The sequence below is a fragment of the Bradyrhizobium sp. AZCC 1588 genome, from assembly GCF_036924735.1.
GTDB lineage: Bacteria > Pseudomonadota > Alphaproteobacteria > Rhizobiales > Xanthobacteraceae > Bradyrhizobium.
Genome location: NZ_JAZHSC010000001.1, coordinates 5,383,763 through 5,400,499, shown reverse-complemented (window position 1 = coordinate 5,400,499; position 16,737 = coordinate 5,383,763). Strand labels below are relative to the sequence as shown.

Below are 16,737 nucleotides of genomic sequence, written 5' to 3'. Positions count from 1 at the left end.
CGCGCGCTGGCTAGGGAATTAAACTTTTGTAATGCGGCGGCTTATGGATGCGGCGGAATAGCGCAGGCAAATCAGCCGGTTAAGACGACGCCTGGAAGCTTCTTCGCAACCAGTCGCGAAAGGCGATGAGACCCGGATCGGTTTCGCGGAACGGACGATACACCAGGTACCAAGCCCGTCCCTTGGGAACAGAAATCGCAAATGGCGCAACCAGGCGCCTCATCGCGAGGTCGTCTTCCACATACGGTCGCAAGCCGATGGCAACCCCGACGCCATCGAGCGCAGCCTGCAAGGCCATTCCGTAATTGGCAAAGCTTGGGCCGAGCGCTTTGCGGCGCAGTTTGACACCCGCTGCGGCCAGCCATAACGGCCAGTCTTCCGGCGAATGCACGACCTGCAGCAAGTTCTCGTTGGCCAGATCCGACGGCTTGCCAAGCCGCCGTGCCGTCGCGGCGGTGCATACGGGAAAGAGGTCAGCCGAAAACAACGGCTCGGCCGCCAGCCCCGGCCAATCGCCATTGCCGAGCAGGATTCCGCAGGTCCAGTCGTCCTTGAAGGGATTGATCGCGCCACCGGTCGCGAGCCGCACCTCGATGTCGGGATGCGCGCCGTAAAAGCTCGCAAGGCGCGGGATCATCCAGCGCACCGCGAAGGAAGGTCCGACGCCGATCGTCAAGACCGGCGTGGTCCGCATCGCTGCAACCTGCTCGACGCTGGCAGCGATCGAATCGAACGCCGCAGTGAGGCTCGGCTGCAGCGCCTTTGCTTGCGCGGTGAGCGCAAGGCCGTTGGGAAGCCGCTCGAACAGCTCGAGACCGAGCCGGGCCTCGAGCAACCGCACCATGCGGCTCACCGCCGCTTGCGTGACATTCAGTTCCTGACTCGCACCCACGAAGCTTCCATGGCGCGCCGCGGCCTCGAAGGCACGCAAACCATTCAGCGAAGGCAGACGGCGCATGAGGAGCCAATCCTTAGACTAACTTTTCCTTAGCCTGTGGCTGAACTAAACGCGTTTGCGAAGCTCCTGTCAAACGCGCATTGAACGGCATCGGATTCAACCGGACGACGCCCATGCTCAGCCTCCCGCTCGCGGCGGGATTCGCCGCCGCCATCGTATCGACCTCCTTCATCTCCGGCATCTTCGGGATGGCCGGTGGTATGATACTGATGGGAATTTTGCTGATTTTCATGCCTCTTGCGCCGGCCATGATCTTGCACGGCCTGGTGCAGGTGGCCTCGAATGGCTGGCGGGCCTGGCAATGGCGCGCGCATATCGATTGGCGGATCGTTGCCCATTATGCCGCCGGCGCCGTCGTCGCAGCAGCCGCGGTCGGCGCCATGGCGCTTGAGGCGAGCAAGGCGATAGCCCTAATTATCGTTGGCGTGAGCCCCTTCCTGGGACTTCTGCTTCCCGGCCGGCTCGCCCCCGACATTGCAAAGCCCAGCCATGGTCACGGCTGCGGCGCCCTGTGCACCGTGCTGCAGCTCCTGGCCGGGGTTTCCGGTCCCATCCTCGACGTGTTCTTCGTGCGCTCGCAGCTCAACAGTCGGCAACTGATCGCCACCAAGGCCGCCGCGCAAGTGATCGGGCACTTCCTGAAGGCCGCCTATTTCGGCCACCTGCTTGCCGGCGGCGAGACCCTGTCGCCGATCGCCGTCATCGTGGCGATTCCGCTTGCGATCACCGGAGGATACCTTTCCCGGTTCGTGATCGAGGCGATCAGCGAGACACGATTCCGGACCTGGTCGCGCTACGTGATCGGCGCGGTGTCCACCGTCTATCTGATCCAAGGCGTGGTGCTGCTGTGACCCGCGCTGTGCAGATTGACAGAAAAACCGGTGTCCTCCCTGCCAATTCACTCAGGTCTTCATCTTCATACGCACCGTCAAAATGGAGGGCTCCAAATGACTATCGCCATCCGACACATCATCCTGAGCGCCAATGCAACGTTTCTCCTCGCAGCGTCCGCGGGCGGCTTTGCAAGCGACGTGCGCGGAATCTTCTTCGGCCTTGGGCCGGTCGCGCGTGTTGTGGCCGAGGCGCCCTATGCCGGACTTGGTTTTATCGAGGCGCACGGCCTGGCCTTTATCCTGGGCATCCTGATGTGGCGCGCTCAGCCAGCGCGCGGCTGGCACCTCGCGGCTGCAGCCATTCATGGTCTGCTGGGGACCGCCAATCTGATATTCTGGCAGCTCTTCATTGTGTCCGACATGCTGCTGGTCGGTTACGTCACCACGGCGCTGCATGGCCTGTTCGTCGTGCTGCAGGTGTCTGCCGTGATCTCGGCCCGGATGCCGGACAGCGCTGCGGTTCACGCCGGTCCGATTTCGCCCGGCTGTCGATAGTGGAGACGCCCCATGACCCATGAACAGAAAACCGTTGCGATCGGCGCCGCCAGCGGCGTGTTGAGCATGGTGGCCGCAATAGCCGGCATCTCGCAGATCTGGGCGGATACCTCGGCCCTGACCGATGTCGCCGGTCGGCTTGCCTATACCCTGAAGGCAAACGCCCTTGCCGCGGTCCCGCTGATGGTTGGCACCATCACCGTCGCGAACAACCGCTTCCTCAGCGAAGCGATCGATCCGACGCTGCACAAGGAGGATCAGGCAACACTGATCAACGGACGTGTGCTCGATAACACGCTGCAGCAATATGTGCTGTTCGTGATCGGCACATTGGCTCTGAGCGTCAGTTTGCCGGCCAGCCAGATGAAGGTCCTCGCTGCGGCGGCCATCGTGTTCATCGTCGCCCGGTTTGCATTCTGGATCGGCTACCGGATCCACCCGCTGTATCGGGCGTTCGGCATGGCGGCCACGATGTATCTGAACATCGGTATCCTCGCCTGGGCGGGCTGGAACACCCTGCGTGGGTGAATTGCGTCAAAGCGAGTTTTCCGCAGCCAGCGGGCGCCGCCTTTGTCATCCTCAGCCTGCCGATGAAACCCCGCGCGGCGCTGCTCGCACGGCGATCCATAGCTACCCCGCGGTATCGCTTATCGATACTTCTAGAAGGCCTTAGGCTGCGCTTCGATTGCAGTGAAGTTGTAAGAGCATTTCACGCGACCTTATGTTGCGCAAGATCAAAATCATCTTTCGAGCATTCACAACGTCGCAGGCACTTGAATTTTGAAAATTTGCGCGCACGGAACGACGTCCGCGAGATCATTTCATTTTTATTTCATTTGCGCGCAGGGCTGAGGAGCCGGCTACCGGAAAGCAACAAGTGAGCCCGAACAATCGGCTCGCATTTGCGATTGACGATATTAACTTGTTGTCAACATGTCGAACTCGACAGCCGTAGACCGAAGCCATCATAAGGCTTTCGTTAGCCATTTCCATGCAACAACCTCTGCACGAACAGTGAGAGCGAGGTTGCGGGTCGCCGAAGGCGAACTTCGATCGCCGCCGTCAACGACAACGATCAGGAAGAAAACCATGGTCAGCGCCGTTTCCAGCCAAGCCGCCACATTGAATCCCCTCGCCTATACGGCTCCCGATACGCCCGACAACGCCAAACAGCTCGCATCGAACGCCGCGCTGGACGACAGCGATCGTGGCCCGGCCACGCAGGTGTCGTTGTCACAGGACGCGCTGGATCGCGTGAAGGCAGCATTCAAGCAAGGCCCGGACGCCGCGCAGCAAGCCGTGGATGTCTGGTCACTAGCGAGCGAGGATCGTTTAGCTACGGTCCATGCAGAGATGGAGGCAAGACACAGGCAACGCGAGATCGATCAGATCAACTATCAGCTCAACAGGCTCGACTGGCAGGAAGCCACAAACAACTCCATCGCGTCCACGATCAAGTCTATGCAAGAATCTGCCATCAAATGGCAAAATACGACGCCGGTGCCGGCGGTACAGCTGTCGGATGCCGAGATCAGCGCGATTCTGAAGAAGGTCGCGCCGCGCGGCATCGATCCATCCAAGATCGGTGGCGCCGACACCTACTCTTTCGGTGACGATGGAAAAATTTACACCTTCCTGAAGGATGGAACGGCTTGGGTGAATGAGAGCGGGGTGCCCACCTCCGAGGAGCAGAAGCAACGAGGCTATCAGGCCTTCCAAGATACGATGCTGTATTTGTCCACCAGGATTGAATATCCCAGCGTCTCGCGTGCTGACCTGATCGCCAAACGCGACGCACTGACCGATCAATAACGGCATCAGATCGTCGCGGGGACGCGCAACAATCGCACCCCTCGCCCGAAGACCGCCTCAGCTCTTCTTCATCTTCAACCGGCCCATGAAATCGCGCTTGCCGAGCGGCACGCCGTTGGTGCGCAGGATGTCGTAGGCGGTGGTGGCGTGGAAATAGAAATTGGGCAGCGAGAACGACATCAGAAAGCCTTCCGCGGTGAAGGGCAGCTTGTGATCGCCGAGGTGAAAGACGACGTCGCGGCCGCCGAGCGCGTTGACTGCCTCCGGAGTCCAGCCCTCCAGGGCTTCGCGGGTTTGCGCGACCAACCCTTGCAATCCCGCATAATCGTACGGCGTCTTGGACGCGGGCGGACGAAACTCTCCGCTTTGCACGCCCTCGATGGCGCCGCGCGAATGCTGGGCGACGGAGATGATCTGGAAGCGCAGCGGCAGCATGTCGGGAGCCAGCCGAGCCTCGACCATGCTATCCGGATCGATGTTCTTGTCGCGGAAATGAACGAGGCCGCGCTCGAGGAAACCGCTGACCGCGCCAAGGGTCTGCAGATAGTTCGCCACGCTGGCGTCGTAGAGTGAAAAGGCCATGTCCGGTTTCTCCCTGGTTATGTTTATTTTGACAGGGGAGTCATAGCTGAAACCTACCCGCTTGCAACGGCGAGCTTAAGGCTTCTTGTCCGGCGCATCGGCTGCGAGCAAGCGCTCCAGCCTCGTCTGTTCTTCCTCCGTCAGATGCAACAGCGAAGGATCGGTCGCGCTGCCGGTATTCGAACGGCGGCGGTTGTAGAACCAGAGCGCCAGCCCGCCTCCGGCCAAGGCGAGCGGCGGCAGCAGCCACAGCAGCAGCGTATGCGGCGTGAAGCGCGGCTTCAGCAGCACGAACTCGCCATAGCGCGCGACCAGAAAGTCGATCACCTGGCTGTCGCTATCGCCGGACGCGATCCGCTCGCGCACCAACAGCCGCAGGTCGCGCGCCAGCGGGGCGTCGGAATCGTCGATCGACTGGTTCTGGCACACCATGCAGCGCAGCTCGCGCGACAGGTCGCGCGCTCGCGCCTCTTTTGCCGGATCGGCCATGATCTCGTCGGGCTGCACGGCGTGAGCCGGCCCGCAGAGCGTCGCGGCGACAACAAGCACACATGCTGCAATGAGGCGCTTCAAGGCCCTACTCCGCTGGCTGCAGCGCGCGGGCAGCCTTGGCCGGCTTCGGCGCGCCGACGCGCAGGCGGCGATCCGAGAGCGACAGCAGGCCGCCGAACGCCATCAGGACAGGGCCCCACCAGATCAGGAGCACCAGCGGCTTGTGATAGATGCGCACCGCGATGGCGCCCTCCGCATTGGTGTCGCCGAGCGAAACGTAGAGCTGGCTGGCGCCGCGGGTCAGCAGCGCGGCCTCGGTCGTCGACGAGCCCCGCGTGGTGAAATTGCGCTTCGACGGCGTCATCACCTGGAGCGTTTCGCCGTCGTGGCTGACCGTAAACTGCGCGATCATCTCACGGAAGTTCGGTCCCTGCCGTTGCGTGATGTCGTCGAGCTTCAACCGATAGCCGGCGACGCTCGCGACATCGCGCGGCTTCATCGTGCCGATATATTCGCTGTTCCAGGTGGTCTCGCAGACGATGCCGATCAGCGCGACGCCAATGCCGGCATGCGCGAACGCGGTGCCCCAGGTCGCGCGCGGTAGCCCACGCGCACGGGCCATCGCAGTGGCCAAGGGAACGCGGAACAGCGCCATACGTTCGGCGAGATCACTCAAGGCGCCGCCAATCACGAATATCGCAAGCCCGATCGCCAGCGGGGCGAGCGTGGCCCCGCCATGGGTCCATGCAAACAGCACCGCAATCGCGACCAGCGCCGCGATGCCGGCCGCCGTCAGCCGCTGCGCCGCGCCGAGGAGATCGCCGCGCTTCCAGGCCAGCAGCGGCGCAAACGGCATGGCGACCAGGAGCGGCACGAACAGCGGCCCAAAGGTCAGGTTGAAGAACGGCGCGCCAACCGAAATCTTGTCGCTAGTCAGCACTTCCAGCGCCAGCGGATACAGCGTTCCGATGAACACGGTGGCGCAGGCGGAGGTGAGAAAGAGATTGTTGAGCACCAGCGCGCCCTCGCGCGAAACCGGCGCGAACAGCCCGCCCTGCTTCAGCGCCGAGGCGCGCCAGGCGTAGAGCGTAAGACTGCCGCCGATGAACAGGCACAGGATCAGCAGGATGAACACGCCGCGAGAGGGATCGGTCGCGAACGCGTGCACCGATGTCAGCACGCCCGAGCGCACCAGGAAGGTGCCAAGCAGCGACAGCGAAAACGTCAGGATCGACAGCAGGATGGTCCAGACCTTCAGCGCGTTGCGCTTTTCCATCACGACGGCGGAATGCAACAGCGCGGTGCCGGCGAGCCAGGGCATCAGCGAAGCGTTCTCGACCGGATCCCAGAACCACCAGCCGCCCCAGCCCAGCTCATAATAGGCCCAGTAAGAACCCATCGCGATGCCGAGCGTGAGGAATATCCACGCCACGAGCGTCCACGGCCGCACCCAGCGCGCCCAGGCCGCGTCGATCCGGCCTTCGATCAAGGCGGCGATCGCGAACGAGAACGAGATCGAAAAGCCGACATAGCCGAGATAGAGCATCGGCGGATGCACGGCCAGCCCAATGTCCTGCAGCACCGGATTGAGGTCACGGCCCTCGATCGGCGGGCTCGCGATGCGCAGAAACGGGTTCGACGTGACCAGGATGAACAGATAGAACGCAGCCGCGATCCAGCCCTGCACGGCCAGCACATGGGCGCGCAGCGACAGCGGCAAATTGTTGCCGAATGCGGCAACCAGGCCGCCGAACAGCGCCAGGATCGACACCCACAGCAGCATCGATCCTTCGTGATTGCCCCACACGCCGGTGATCTTGTAGAGCAACGGCTTCATCGAGTGCGAATTCTCGAACACGTTGACGACGGAAAAATCCGAGTTGACGTGCAGCATCACCAGCGCCGTGAACGAGGCCGCCACGAACAGCAATTGCGCCAGCGCCGTGGAGCGCGCGACATTCATCAGCGCAGGATCGCCCCAGCGCGCGCCCAGCATCGGCACCGTGGACTGGATCAGCGCAAGCGCGAGCGCCAGCACCAGCGCGTAATGCCCGGCTTCCGCGATCACTTCGCGGTCCCCTGCACCGGCGCAGATGCGGCCGTGGCGCCGGGCTTTGCGCCATAGTCGTCCTTCCAGTGCCCCTGCTTCTTCAGGGCATCGGCGACGTCCCTGGGCATATAGGTTTCGTCATGCTTGGCCAGCACGGTATCGGCCTTGAACACGCCTGACGCATCGAGCGCGCCCTCGGCGACGACGCCCTGCCCTTCGCGGAACAGGTCCGGCAACATTCCCTTATAGGCGACCGGCAACGTGGCACTGCCGTCGGCGATGCTGAAGTTCACGGCGAGGTTGTCGCCGCGCACCAGCGAGCCCGGCTGCACCAGGCCGCCGAGGCGGAACCGCTTGCCGGGCGGGATCTGCTTTTCCGCCGCCATGGTCGGCGTGGAAAAGAACACAATGGAGTCGCGCATCGCGTTCAGCACCAGCGCCGCCGCAACCGCAAGCACCGCGAGCGAACCGCCGATCATGGTCAAACGCCGCTGCTTGCGCGTCATCAATATCCCCTGCCTTCGTTTTTGGGTTCCGCCATACGGGCTCTATCCATCAAGCCCGAGATTTTTCAGGCCTTCATTGAGCTGGCGCAAGCGTTCGGTATCGCCCGCGACCGCCTGGCGCGCTTCGGTGCGCGCGCTCGTCGCCTTGTCGCGTTCGCCCATCACCATATAGGCCCGCACCAGCCGCAACCAACCCTCGACATCGCTGCCGTCCTGCTTCAGCCGCGCCGCCAGCCGATCGACCATGCCGCGGACCATCGTCCCGCGTTCGGCCTCGTTCATGTCCCTGGCGGCGGCCATTGCATCATCGGAGAGCGCCGGCGCGACGGGGGCGCCGACCCGGGTCAGCGCCGCCTCGATCAGCGGCCGCCACGGCGCGTTGGCCGGCGCCTTTGACAGCATCGCCCGCCAGATCGCCGCAGCGTCGGCCTTCCGACCGTCCTGTTCGGCAGCGAGCCCGAGGAAATAGCTGGCCTTGGGATCGTCGGCGTTTTGCGCAACCGCGCGCTCGAATTCGGCCTTGGCCTCCGCCGTGACGACGCCGCCCGCGCTGCCAACCAGCGCCTCACCGAGATCGGAGCGGCGTTCGGCGCTGTCGCCGGCATGTTGAATCGCGTTGCGGTAGGCCCGGATCGAGTCATCGAAGCGACCGAGCCGCGCCAGCACCGGCGCCAGCACGGTCCAGCCGCGGCCGTCGGTCGGATTCTTCTCCAGATGCGCCTCGACCTGCGCCACCATGTTTTCGAGCGGCTGGCTGGCGTCCGCCATACGGGTGCGCGAGGCGAGCGGGAAATCACCAAGACGCGGCGATCCAAGCGCGAGGTAGAACGTCACTGCCGCGATCGGCAACCCCACCAGCGCTACGACGGCCGAGGCGCGGCGCAGGCCAAGGTTGGCGCGCGCCGGCAGGTTGCGCTCGCCATCCGCGGCGGCGAGCAGGCGGCGGCCGATTTCGACACGCGCCGCCTCAGCTTCGGACGAGCCGATCAGCCCGGCCGCGACATCACGGTCAATTTCGGCGAGCTGATCCTTGTAGACGACCGCCTCGCTGCCGCCGGGTTGTGCAGGCGAGCTGCGGCTCAACGGCCAGAGCACGGCAAAAATCGCCGCGACCGTCATCAGCGCGAACACAAACCACAGCGTCATCAAGTAGTTCCCGGGGGCGGAACGGCGCTTTCCCAAGCCAGCGCCGATGCGCCGCTTTACACCACCGGCGGCAACCCCGGCAATTGACAATTGCGGCAGAAAAGCCGGGAGACCGGCCTGCCACAGCCAGCGATCCGGAGTTCCTCGGCGCAGTTCGCCCTGGCTTCTCCGCCGGATCGCGGCTCGCAAATCCATCAACGGGAAATTGCGGCTGAGCTTTCATGCGCCCAGCGAGACCTCCTGCCCTGGCCTATAGCGTTTGCACCAAGACGTAGGCGATGCTACACAATGGGGCTGAGACATTAATTGCGTGCAGAGGCAGATCGATGCGATCCTGGAAAGCATTTCGACGTGGCGCTGTTCCGTCCAACCCTGTCAAAACTCCATCTGGCCTGAAACTCCGCCGCAGCGTTCCGCTTCTGTCACTTCCGCTTCTGTCACTTCCGCTGCTATTGCTGTCATTTCCGGCCACCGCCCAGGACGCAACGGAAAGGACAGTGATCGCGGCTGCAGCGCTGCCCCGCGATCTCAGCCCCTGGGGCATGTTCATGCAGGCCGACGTCGTCGTCAAAGCGGTGATGATCGGTCTGGCCTTTGCGACCGCGGTCACCTGGACGGTGTGGCTCGCCAAGACGATCGAGCTGATCAAGGCGCGACGGAATGCCCGACACGCCCTGCGCGAGCTCGCCAACGTCCGGAACGTGGAAGAGGCCGTGCGGCAGGTCCCCGAAGGCGCGGTTGCCCAGTTGCTCGACGGGGCCCTGGCAGAATTGAGATTGAGCACCGATCGAATGGACAAGGAGGGGATCAAGGCAAGGATCGCTTCCCGGCTGCAGCAGATCGAGGCGGCGGCAAGCAGGCGCATCGGACTAGGCACCGGCGTGCTTGCGACCATCGGATCGACCGGCCCCTTCGTCGGACTGTTCGGCACGGTCTGGGGAATCATGAACAGCTTCATCGGAATATCGAAGTCGCAAACCACCAATCTCGCCGTGGTCGCGCCTGGAATTGCCGAGGCGCTGCTGGCGACGGCGCTCGGGCTGGTGGCGGCGATTCCCGCGGTGATGATTTATAATCTCTTTGCACGCCAGATCGCCTCCTACCGGGCGCTACTCGGGGACGGATCCGCAGAGATCACGCGACTGGTCGGCCGCGACCTCGATAGCGGCACCGTGCTGGTGCGGCGGCACCTCGCAGCGGCGGAGTAGCAGCCATGGCCGCCAGTCTGAACCAAGGCAACGGCGATCTCGCCGAAGTCCATGAGATCAACGTGACGCCGTTCATCGACGTCATCCTCGTTCTGCTCATCATCTTCATGGTTGCCGCCCCGCTTGCGACCGTCGATATCGCCGTCGATCTTCCGGCGTCGAACGCGCAGCCGCAGCCGCGGCCGGACAAGCCGGTCTATCTGACGGTGAAGCCGGACCTGTCGCTTTCCGTCGGGAACGAAACCGTGGGGCGTAACGCACTGCCCGGCGCGCTCGATGCGAGCACCAGCGGCCAGAAGGATACCCGCATTTTCCTGCGCGCCGACAAGCTCGTCCCCTATGGCGAGGTGATGCAGGTCATGAACATGTTGCGGGCCGCCGGCTACCTCAAGGTCGCCCTGGTCGGGATGGAGCAAGCCTCATCGCCATGATGCAGCTTGCGGCCGAAGATCGTTCCGACCTTCGACGATGGATGTTCAGCAGCCTCGCGGTGCTGTGCGTCTACGCCGGATTGACTGCCACGCTCGCCACCTGGCGCGACGCGGACGATACCGTGGCTGCCGAACCTTCGGGCGCGATCGTGGTCGACCTGGCACCGTTGGCCGCAGCACCAGCGACGACGCCGACCGACATTGCGCCCGGTCCGGAGCAGGTGATGTCGGAGGCACAGCCGGTGGCGAAGCCCGAGGAGACGCCACCCGATGAAACGCCCGAGTTGCCGCACGCTCCCAATTCGGACGCGGCTGTGGCTTTGCAGAGCAAGCCGCAGCCTGACGTAACGCCGCAGCAGCAGGCGGCGGCCACGACATCAGCACCGCCCGCGATCAACGAGCGGATCGCACCGGTCGCCGTCGCGCCGACCCAGGGTGTGCCGAATGACAAAAATTCGGAGGTCGTCGTGACATGGCGAACCCAGGTCCTCGCTTTGGTTGAAAAGAACAAGCGATATCCGGAAGCCGCGCGGTCGCGGCGCGAGCAAGGGACGGCGCAGGTGTCCTTTACGCTTGATCGCAAGGGAATGGTTGTCAGCGCGCGTGTAACTCAAAGTTCGGGATCCGGCGCCCTTGACGAGGAAGCGCTCGCGCTCCTCAAGCGCGCGCAGCCCTTCCCTTCGCCGCCCGCTATGTTTCCCGGAGAATTCGTTGTCGTGAGGCAGCCGATCCGCTTCACGGTCAAATAGAGGCGACGACCGCGGCACCTGGTCGTCTGGTCGCGGGCTTCAGTTCGACGACTAAATTAATCCGCAACGATCGCGCCGCCGAATCGGTAGTTCATTCCGATCCTGACACCATCACTGGTCACACGCGTGTTGGCGTCGAACGCAACCGCCGTATTGACCGCCACAGGCGGCGTCGAACGCACCGAGCCGAAATCCATGTGGAGATATTCGAGCTTTGCGGTCCAGTTGCCTGTAAGCCGCGTCTCGAAACCGGCGCCGACAGCCCAGCCGAACCGATACAAGTGCCGATCCAGAGACGCCGTCGTCGCGACACCCGCATTGTCGAAACCTGCAACAGCCGTTGACGTCGTTATCTTGCCGAACGGAACGCCCGCGGTGGCGTAGGCAAGCAGGTCCGGCGTCACAAGCGTTCCGATGCGCCCGCGAACCGAAGCCGCCCACCCCAGACGATAGTCCAGGCTCGCCGTCACGGTGGCATCGAGCGGAGCGAGCGCCGGGTTGCAGATATTACCGGGGCAAGCGGTGGCGCTGCTTCCGCGCTGGTTGCGATATTCAAAATCGCCTTCAATGCCTGCCAGCATCCGGCCCGACGTCCAGTTATAGCCCGCCTGTCCACCAATACTGGCGGTGTCGTGCGTGGACGACAGGCGGGATCCGGCAAGCGAGGCACCGGTTGCAACATCGTTGAACGCAGCGTTGGTAACGCCCTCGCCCCTCAAATATCCGACATTGCCGCCGGCATAGATGCCCGCCCAGTTCCACGCCGCCGCTTCGAGCGCGGGGCTCTTGTAGTAGCCGTTGCCGGCCGGCCGTCTCGCCGTGCCGATCCAGGTGCCGGGCGGGCCGCTTGGCCGGTCGACACCGTATTTGACGTTGAGAAAGAGCTTGAAGCCACGACCCGGCTGCAGGATCTCGTCCTTGTGGAATTGAACGGAGTTGCGAATGTTGGCGTTGAGCAGATTGTCGCCGACTACCCCGGTCGCGACCTCAACCGCGCCCCACGGCGAATCCTTCCAGAATTTCCGGTGCTCGAGTTGTACCTTCACCAAATCATATCCGGCGGTCGGCGTGTCGAATTGCGGAATGTCGTTCTGCGCAAACGCGTGCAACACGCCGACGCGCGCGAACCAATTGTCGTTGCGCCAGTAGACGCCGCCGCCGAGGCGCATCGGAGGAATGCGCGGCACGTTGCTGCCATCGGTGAAGGTCGCCCGCACCACATCATATTGGCCGTCGAGGCCAAGGGTGCCATTGCCAAGTTGTGTGGCGTCCCACTGCCACGCCAGTTCGCCGCCGCGGAAAGTCGCATCACGCTGATCGTAGTTGACCTGGATGTAATCGGTGCCGGCTCCGCATGAAGCAAACGTTTCCTGACAAAAGATGCCGGTGGCGCGCGAGAAAATGAACTTGTCGTACGACGTGTAGTAGGCATTTACGGCGAACCTGAAATCGCCATCCGTACGTTTCAAGCCGATTTCCGCGGTCTGCGCGGTCTCAATACCGAGGTCCGGGTTGCCGATCTTGAACGTCTTCTCCGAACCGTCGGGACCCTGGGCGAACAGTTCGAGCGCGCGCGGCGCACGTTCGATCCGTTGCAGCGTCAGGCTGGCGACCAGCGAGGATGGAAGATCCTTGATGATGCCGAAGCTGACGCTCTTCGGCATGAAGTCGAGCTTGGCGGCGGCCCTGCCCGGCTCATCCGGTGGTGGGAGAAAACTCGGCGGAAAGGTGAACGCCGTTCCCGCGACATTGACTCCCTCGATGCGGCCCGCCAATTGCGTGCGCAGCGTGTCCGTGTGCCTGACTTCATTGAGGAAGTACGCCGCCGCCGTTCTGGTCTGGGCCGGAAGCAGGATCGCCTGCCCTGCCGTATCCAGTTGCTGGTAGGCGCCCTGCGCGCCGAAAATGCTGGTTAGCGGACCTAACGGCGTAGCGAACGGCGCAAGTTCGAACTCGAGCTTGCCTTCGGTCTGCCGGTTCTTGAAGGTGGCGGTAATCTCCTGGAAGCCGGTGGTGGCGAGCACCGTCTCGTCGTGCCGGTACTCCGAATATCCGGTCCAGTACCTGATCGCGGCAAGCGCGCTTGCGTCCGGGCGATATTCGCCCTTGGAGCTGATCTTGGTTTGCTCGAGGTCGTTGTGCTGGCGGGCTTCCGCGGTCGCAATACCGGGGACGTAGTAGTCGCTGGTGAAACGGGAGACGGCGATGCCGGCATAACCGCCGTCGAAAAGCCAGGAGCCGCCGACCGCTGCGCCTGCGCTTTGCGAAGCGGAATTCGGCTGCTTGCCGTTGAAGGCAGGCGCAGGGATTGGCGGGACCAGGTACGGGTAACTCGGGACGCTGTAATCGCTGGAGGAGCGCCCGTAGATGTCGGCATGAACGGCGGCGTTGCGGCCGCCGGCATCCAGCAACAGGCCGCTCTCCCATCCCTTGTTGACGCTCGTCACGCCCGATCTCAGTTCTGCCGCCACTCCCCCGAGCGGCGCAGCGGTCGGAATCCGGTTGTTGTTGACGTCGACGACGCCGCCGACGGCTTGCGAGCCGAAGCGGAGCGCACCCGGTCCGCGAATGACGTCGACCTTCTGGATGGCGAGAGGATCGATCGGTACCGCGTGGTCCTGCGCGATGTCAGACACGTCGACCGCGCCGACGCCGTTCTCCTGAATGCGGACCTTCGCGTCCGACAGGCCACGCAAGATCGGGCGCGACGATTCCGTGGCAAGCCCCGCCGACGTTGCGCCGGGCATGTTGGTGAACAGGCTGCCGAACCCACCGTTGCTGCTGCCGGTCTGGATCTGGCGGCTCCCGATCGTCGATAGCGGCGCGAATGGCTGATTGAAGGGTGACGTGGGCGCGGGCGCGGGCGCGGGCGTTGGGCCCGGCAGCGGTGCCGCCACGGTCGTCGAACGCCGACCGGGCTCGCTGCGCGCGGCCCGCCGCGCGGGTTTAGGCTGACGCCCCTCGACAGTCACTTGCGGCATGTCGATTTCCGCCGGCGCGCCCGGCGTGGCTTGCGGTCCGGCCGCCGGGGCCGGCGCGGTCTGCGACGGAGCCGGCTCCGCCGGGGCTTGCCCCGCTGCCGGCGGCGCCGGAGCGGCTGGTTCGGCAGACGGCGCGGCCTGGGGCGCCGGTGGCGCGGGCGCTGCGGTTTGCGCGAGCGCCGCGGCGTGGCTCAACCAAACCACGGCCAGTGCCGATGTGCCTGCAAGGGCCATTCGCGTCGCGCGCATATTCATCCCCAACCGATCGCGCTTCAGCAACAGCCACTTGATAAGCCGCAACACGTAGGTAAGGCTACATGTTAATGCTGGACCGTTAACTGTCAAGATGCTGCGAACGAGTCGCAAATGCCAGGCGCCGGCCTGTTGCAGATCGGCGACAAGCCGCCAACTTGCAATGTGGTCGGCAGCACGCCATGGTCGCGCCTCGTCCGGATGGATTCGCCTGGAAGGTGCAGTGGTGCGCAAGCCCTCGACAAATCGGGCCAAACCGATGCAGCCGCTGCCCGCGGAACAAACGCAGGCGCGTCGTTTCGGAAAGGCACGATCGGCGCGATCGACCGCGGTTCTGGAAGACTATGTCGAATTGATCTCTGATCTGCTCGGCACGACCGGCGAGGCGCGCCCGACCGACATCGCGCGCAGGCTAGGCGTGTCGCATCCGACGGCGATCGACACCATTGCGCGGTTGAAGCGCGAAAACCTGGTTACGGCCCGCCCCTATCGCGGGGTGTTCCTGACCGAAAAGGGTGAGACCCTCGCCAAGCGCGTCCGCGCCCGTCACCGTCTGGTGGTCGACGTCTTGCTGGCGCTGGGCGTTCCGCAGGAAGCCGCGGAGGCCGACGCCGAGGGCATCGAACATCATGTTTCCGATGTGACACTGAAGGCCTTCGCCGAATTTCTTCGCCACGCCAAGGATCGACGCAAGGCATGACGCGATAGATCGAGAGGCGGCGCTAGCCGGCTTTCGTCGTTTTCCGCTCGCCGGTCACGGCATTTTCGGCCGCCCGGTTCATCAGCGACGCGTAGTCATGGCCGAACAGGATTTCGCAGAAGCGGATCGCCGCCTTGGCCTGCATCTGCCGGTAGGCGCGCGCCCTGGTGTCGGCGCCGCGTAGCGCCTGCACCAGGCTCTCGGTGGAATGCTCGACGTAATGCTGCAGGTCGGAATAGGTCCGCAGGGTGACTTCGTTGATGGCGAGTTCGCTGGCATAGGTGCGGCACACCGCCACGAAGTCGATCAGGGCGGCGATCTCTTCGATCTCCGCGGCGTCGATCTTCGGCGCCGAAGCGATATCCTTGTCGGCGCGCTGACGCAGGATGCGGCGGACCCGGCCGGGCACGCTCTCGATCTCAGACTGCAGCGAATTGGAAATATCGGCGCGGATCGACGTGAGCTGGCGGCCCCACGCGGAATCGTTGCGCAGATCGAGCTCGGTGCGCAAGCCCCGCACGCCATCGTGCAGGATTTTCAGTTGGTCGCCGACATTATCGAAATGGCCGCGCCTGATGTCCGTGCGCAGGCAGGCCGTGAGAAACGAGAGATCGTGCAGCGCGATCGTGACGGCGATGCCATAGGGCGTGGCCGCCACGCGAATCTCGTCGTCGGAGGCCGCCATCTTGACCGCGAGACGGATGATCTGCCACGGCGCCGCCAATCGCTGCATGATCAGCGACAGCGCGAACGGCAGCAATTGCGGCGTCTGCAACGACGGCACGTTGAGCGCCGACGTCGCCGTCTCGAGCTGGGAGGGCGTCAGCGCCCGAATCTGGCCGGGAAGCCGACTGCCGAGCGTCTCCATCGCCTCACGGGCCCGCAGCACCGCGCCGATCGACAATAAATCCTCGACAACGTTCGGCGGACCGATCCGGGAGAGCGCACGATGCCTGTCCTCGCCCTGCACCGGAGTGGCGATCTTGACGATCGCCTCGGCTGCGGCGAGTTGGAACTTGCGGGTCGCGGCTTCGAGACCTGCGGTGGAGCCGCTCAGCCTGATTTCGCTGAGCGTCGTTTCGAATGCGCGCACGGCCTCGGGCGCGCCGTCGCGGCCCAGCCATTGCCAGACCGGCAGCAGCGACGCGCGCCGGATCTGCCCGGCGCGCACCGGAAAATTGCCCTCGATGAGAAATGGCTCGAGCGGACCGTACAACAGCCGCGCCGGATCGTCGGTGCGCGGACGCGCCTCGTCGTCCTCCTCGGTCCCGCGCACGACCTTGCGCAACTGCTCGAGCACGAAATTGGCGACGGCGAGGTCTTCCCCGCGCTCGATGGCGCGCTCGAACTCCCGCATCAGCAGCGCCTGCGATTGAGGCGGGAGCTGGGCGAGATAGTCCCTCAGCCGCTCTGTCGATGTCTGGCTCATTCGCCTGGTGTGGATATGTTTGTGTCACGCGGACGGCAAAGCGCGTCCACCGC

At 64.1% G+C, this 16,737-nt stretch carries 16 protein-coding genes; 8 read left to right on the top strand and 8 right to left on the bottom strand.

The features are described from left to right. Positions 1-79: 79 nt before the first annotated feature. Positions 80-958, bottom strand: coding sequence for a LysR substrate-binding domain-containing protein (locus tag V1277_RS25105; RefSeq protein ID WP_334418603.1), 879 nt, complete (start codon positions 956-958; stop codon positions 80-82). Positions 959-1,071: 113 nt separating this feature from the next. Here V1277_RS25105 and V1277_RS25100 point away from each other — a divergent pair, with 113 nt between their 5' ends. The 4 genes from V1277_RS25100 (at position 1,072) to V1277_RS25085 (ending at position 4,158) form a co-directional block, all read left to right on the top strand. Next, a complete protein-coding gene (locus V1277_RS25100; protein ID WP_334418602.1) occupies positions 1,072-1,809 on the top strand; it encodes a TSUP family transporter in 738 nt (245 codons plus the stop codon). A gap of 96 nt (positions 1,810-1,905) precedes the next feature. Beyond that, the gene (locus V1277_RS25095; protein WP_334418601.1) at positions 1,906-2,346 is read left to right on the top strand and encodes a hypothetical protein; all 441 of its coding nucleotides are present in this window, start codon (positions 1,906-1,908) and stop codon (positions 2,344-2,346) included. A 12-nt stretch (positions 2,347-2,358) separates the two neighbouring features. Continuing rightward, positions 2,359-2,874 (top strand): MAPEG family protein, encoded by a 516-nt coding sequence (locus V1277_RS25090; RefSeq protein ID WP_334418600.1) that lies wholly within the window; start codon positions 2,359-2,361, stop codon positions 2,872-2,874. Between the two features lie 561 nt (positions 2,875-3,435). Further along, positions 3,436-4,158, top strand: a complete 723-nt coding sequence (locus V1277_RS25085) for a hypothetical protein (RefSeq protein WP_334418599.1) — start codon at positions 3,436-3,438, stop codon at positions 4,156-4,158. A gap of 57 nt (positions 4,159-4,215) precedes the next feature. Here V1277_RS25085 and V1277_RS25080 read toward each other — a convergent pair whose 3' ends face one another. The 5 genes from V1277_RS25080 to ccmI form a co-directional block, all read right to left on the bottom strand. Continuing rightward, positions 4,216-4,740 carry a DUF1993 domain-containing protein gene (locus V1277_RS25080; protein WP_334418598.1) on the bottom strand — a complete coding sequence of 175 codons (525 nt, stop codon included), beginning with the start codon at positions 4,738-4,740 and terminating at the stop codon, positions 4,216-4,218. A gap of 75 nt (positions 4,741-4,815) precedes the next feature. Beyond that, complete coding sequence (locus tag V1277_RS25075; RefSeq protein WP_334418597.1) at positions 4,816-5,313, bottom strand: cytochrome c-type biogenesis protein; 498 nt, start codon at positions 5,311-5,313, stop codon at positions 4,816-4,818. A 4-nt stretch (positions 5,314-5,317) separates the two neighbouring features. Continuing rightward, positions 5,318-7,300: a heme lyase CcmF/NrfE family subunit gene (locus tag V1277_RS25070; RefSeq protein WP_334418596.1), complete on the bottom strand. Its 1,983-nt coding sequence runs from the start codon at positions 7,298-7,300 to the stop codon at positions 5,318-5,320. Further along, positions 7,297-7,788, bottom strand: a complete 492-nt coding sequence (gene ccmE / locus V1277_RS25065) for a cytochrome c maturation protein CcmE (protein ID WP_334418595.1) — start codon at positions 7,786-7,788, stop codon at positions 7,297-7,299. Before ccmE ends, V1277_RS25070 begins: the two co-directional genes overlap by 4 nt. 42 nt (positions 7,789-7,830) lie before the next feature. Continuing rightward, positions 7,831-8,934, bottom strand: a complete 1,104-nt coding sequence (gene ccmI, locus V1277_RS25060; protein ID WP_334418593.1) for a c-type cytochrome biogenesis protein CcmI — start codon at positions 8,932-8,934, stop codon at positions 7,831-7,833. Positions 8,935-9,389: 455 nt separating this feature from the next. On the opposite strand from ccmI, the gene exbB reads away from it, so the two are divergent. The 3 genes from exbB to V1277_RS25045 are packed head-to-tail and all read left to right on the top strand — an operon-like array spanning position 9,390 to position 11,322. Then, positions 9,390-10,142 carry a tonB-system energizer ExbB gene (exbB, locus tag V1277_RS25055; RefSeq protein WP_442894599.1) on the top strand — a complete coding sequence of 251 codons (753 nt, stop codon included), beginning with the start codon at positions 9,390-9,392 and terminating at the stop codon, positions 10,140-10,142. A 5-nt stretch (positions 10,143-10,147) separates the two neighbouring features. Next, positions 10,148-10,573: a TonB system transport protein ExbD gene (gene exbD, locus V1277_RS25050; protein WP_334376395.1), complete on the top strand. Its 426-nt coding sequence runs from the start codon at positions 10,148-10,150 to the stop codon at positions 10,571-10,573. Next, positions 10,570-11,322 (top strand): energy transducer TonB, encoded by a 753-nt coding sequence (locus tag V1277_RS25045; protein ID WP_334418592.1) that lies wholly within the window; start codon positions 10,570-10,572, stop codon positions 11,320-11,322. The genes exbD and V1277_RS25045 overlap by 4 nt, the downstream gene beginning before the upstream one ends. Positions 11,323-11,378: 56 nt before the next feature. On the opposite strand, the gene V1277_RS25040 is transcribed toward V1277_RS25045, so the two are convergent. Beyond that, a complete protein-coding gene (locus tag V1277_RS25040) occupies positions 11,379-14,552 on the bottom strand; it encodes a TonB-dependent receptor domain-containing protein (protein ID WP_334418591.1) in 3,174 nt (1,057 codons plus the stop codon). Between the two features lie 214 nt (positions 14,553-14,766). On the opposite strand from V1277_RS25040, the gene mntR reads away from it, so the two are divergent. Beyond that, on the top strand, positions 14,767-15,255 hold the full coding sequence (mntR, locus tag V1277_RS25035) for a manganese-binding transcriptional regulator MntR (RefSeq protein WP_442894598.1): 489 nt from the start codon (positions 14,767-14,769) through the stop codon (positions 15,253-15,255). 22 nt (positions 15,256-15,277) lie between these two features. Here the strand turns inward: mntR and V1277_RS25030 are convergent, their stop codons facing one another. Then, positions 15,278-16,684 carry a hypothetical protein gene (locus V1277_RS25030; protein WP_334376399.1) on the bottom strand — a complete coding sequence of 469 codons (1,407 nt, stop codon included), beginning with the start codon at positions 16,682-16,684 and terminating at the stop codon, positions 15,278-15,280. Between the last annotated feature and the right edge of the window lie 53 nt (positions 16,685-16,737).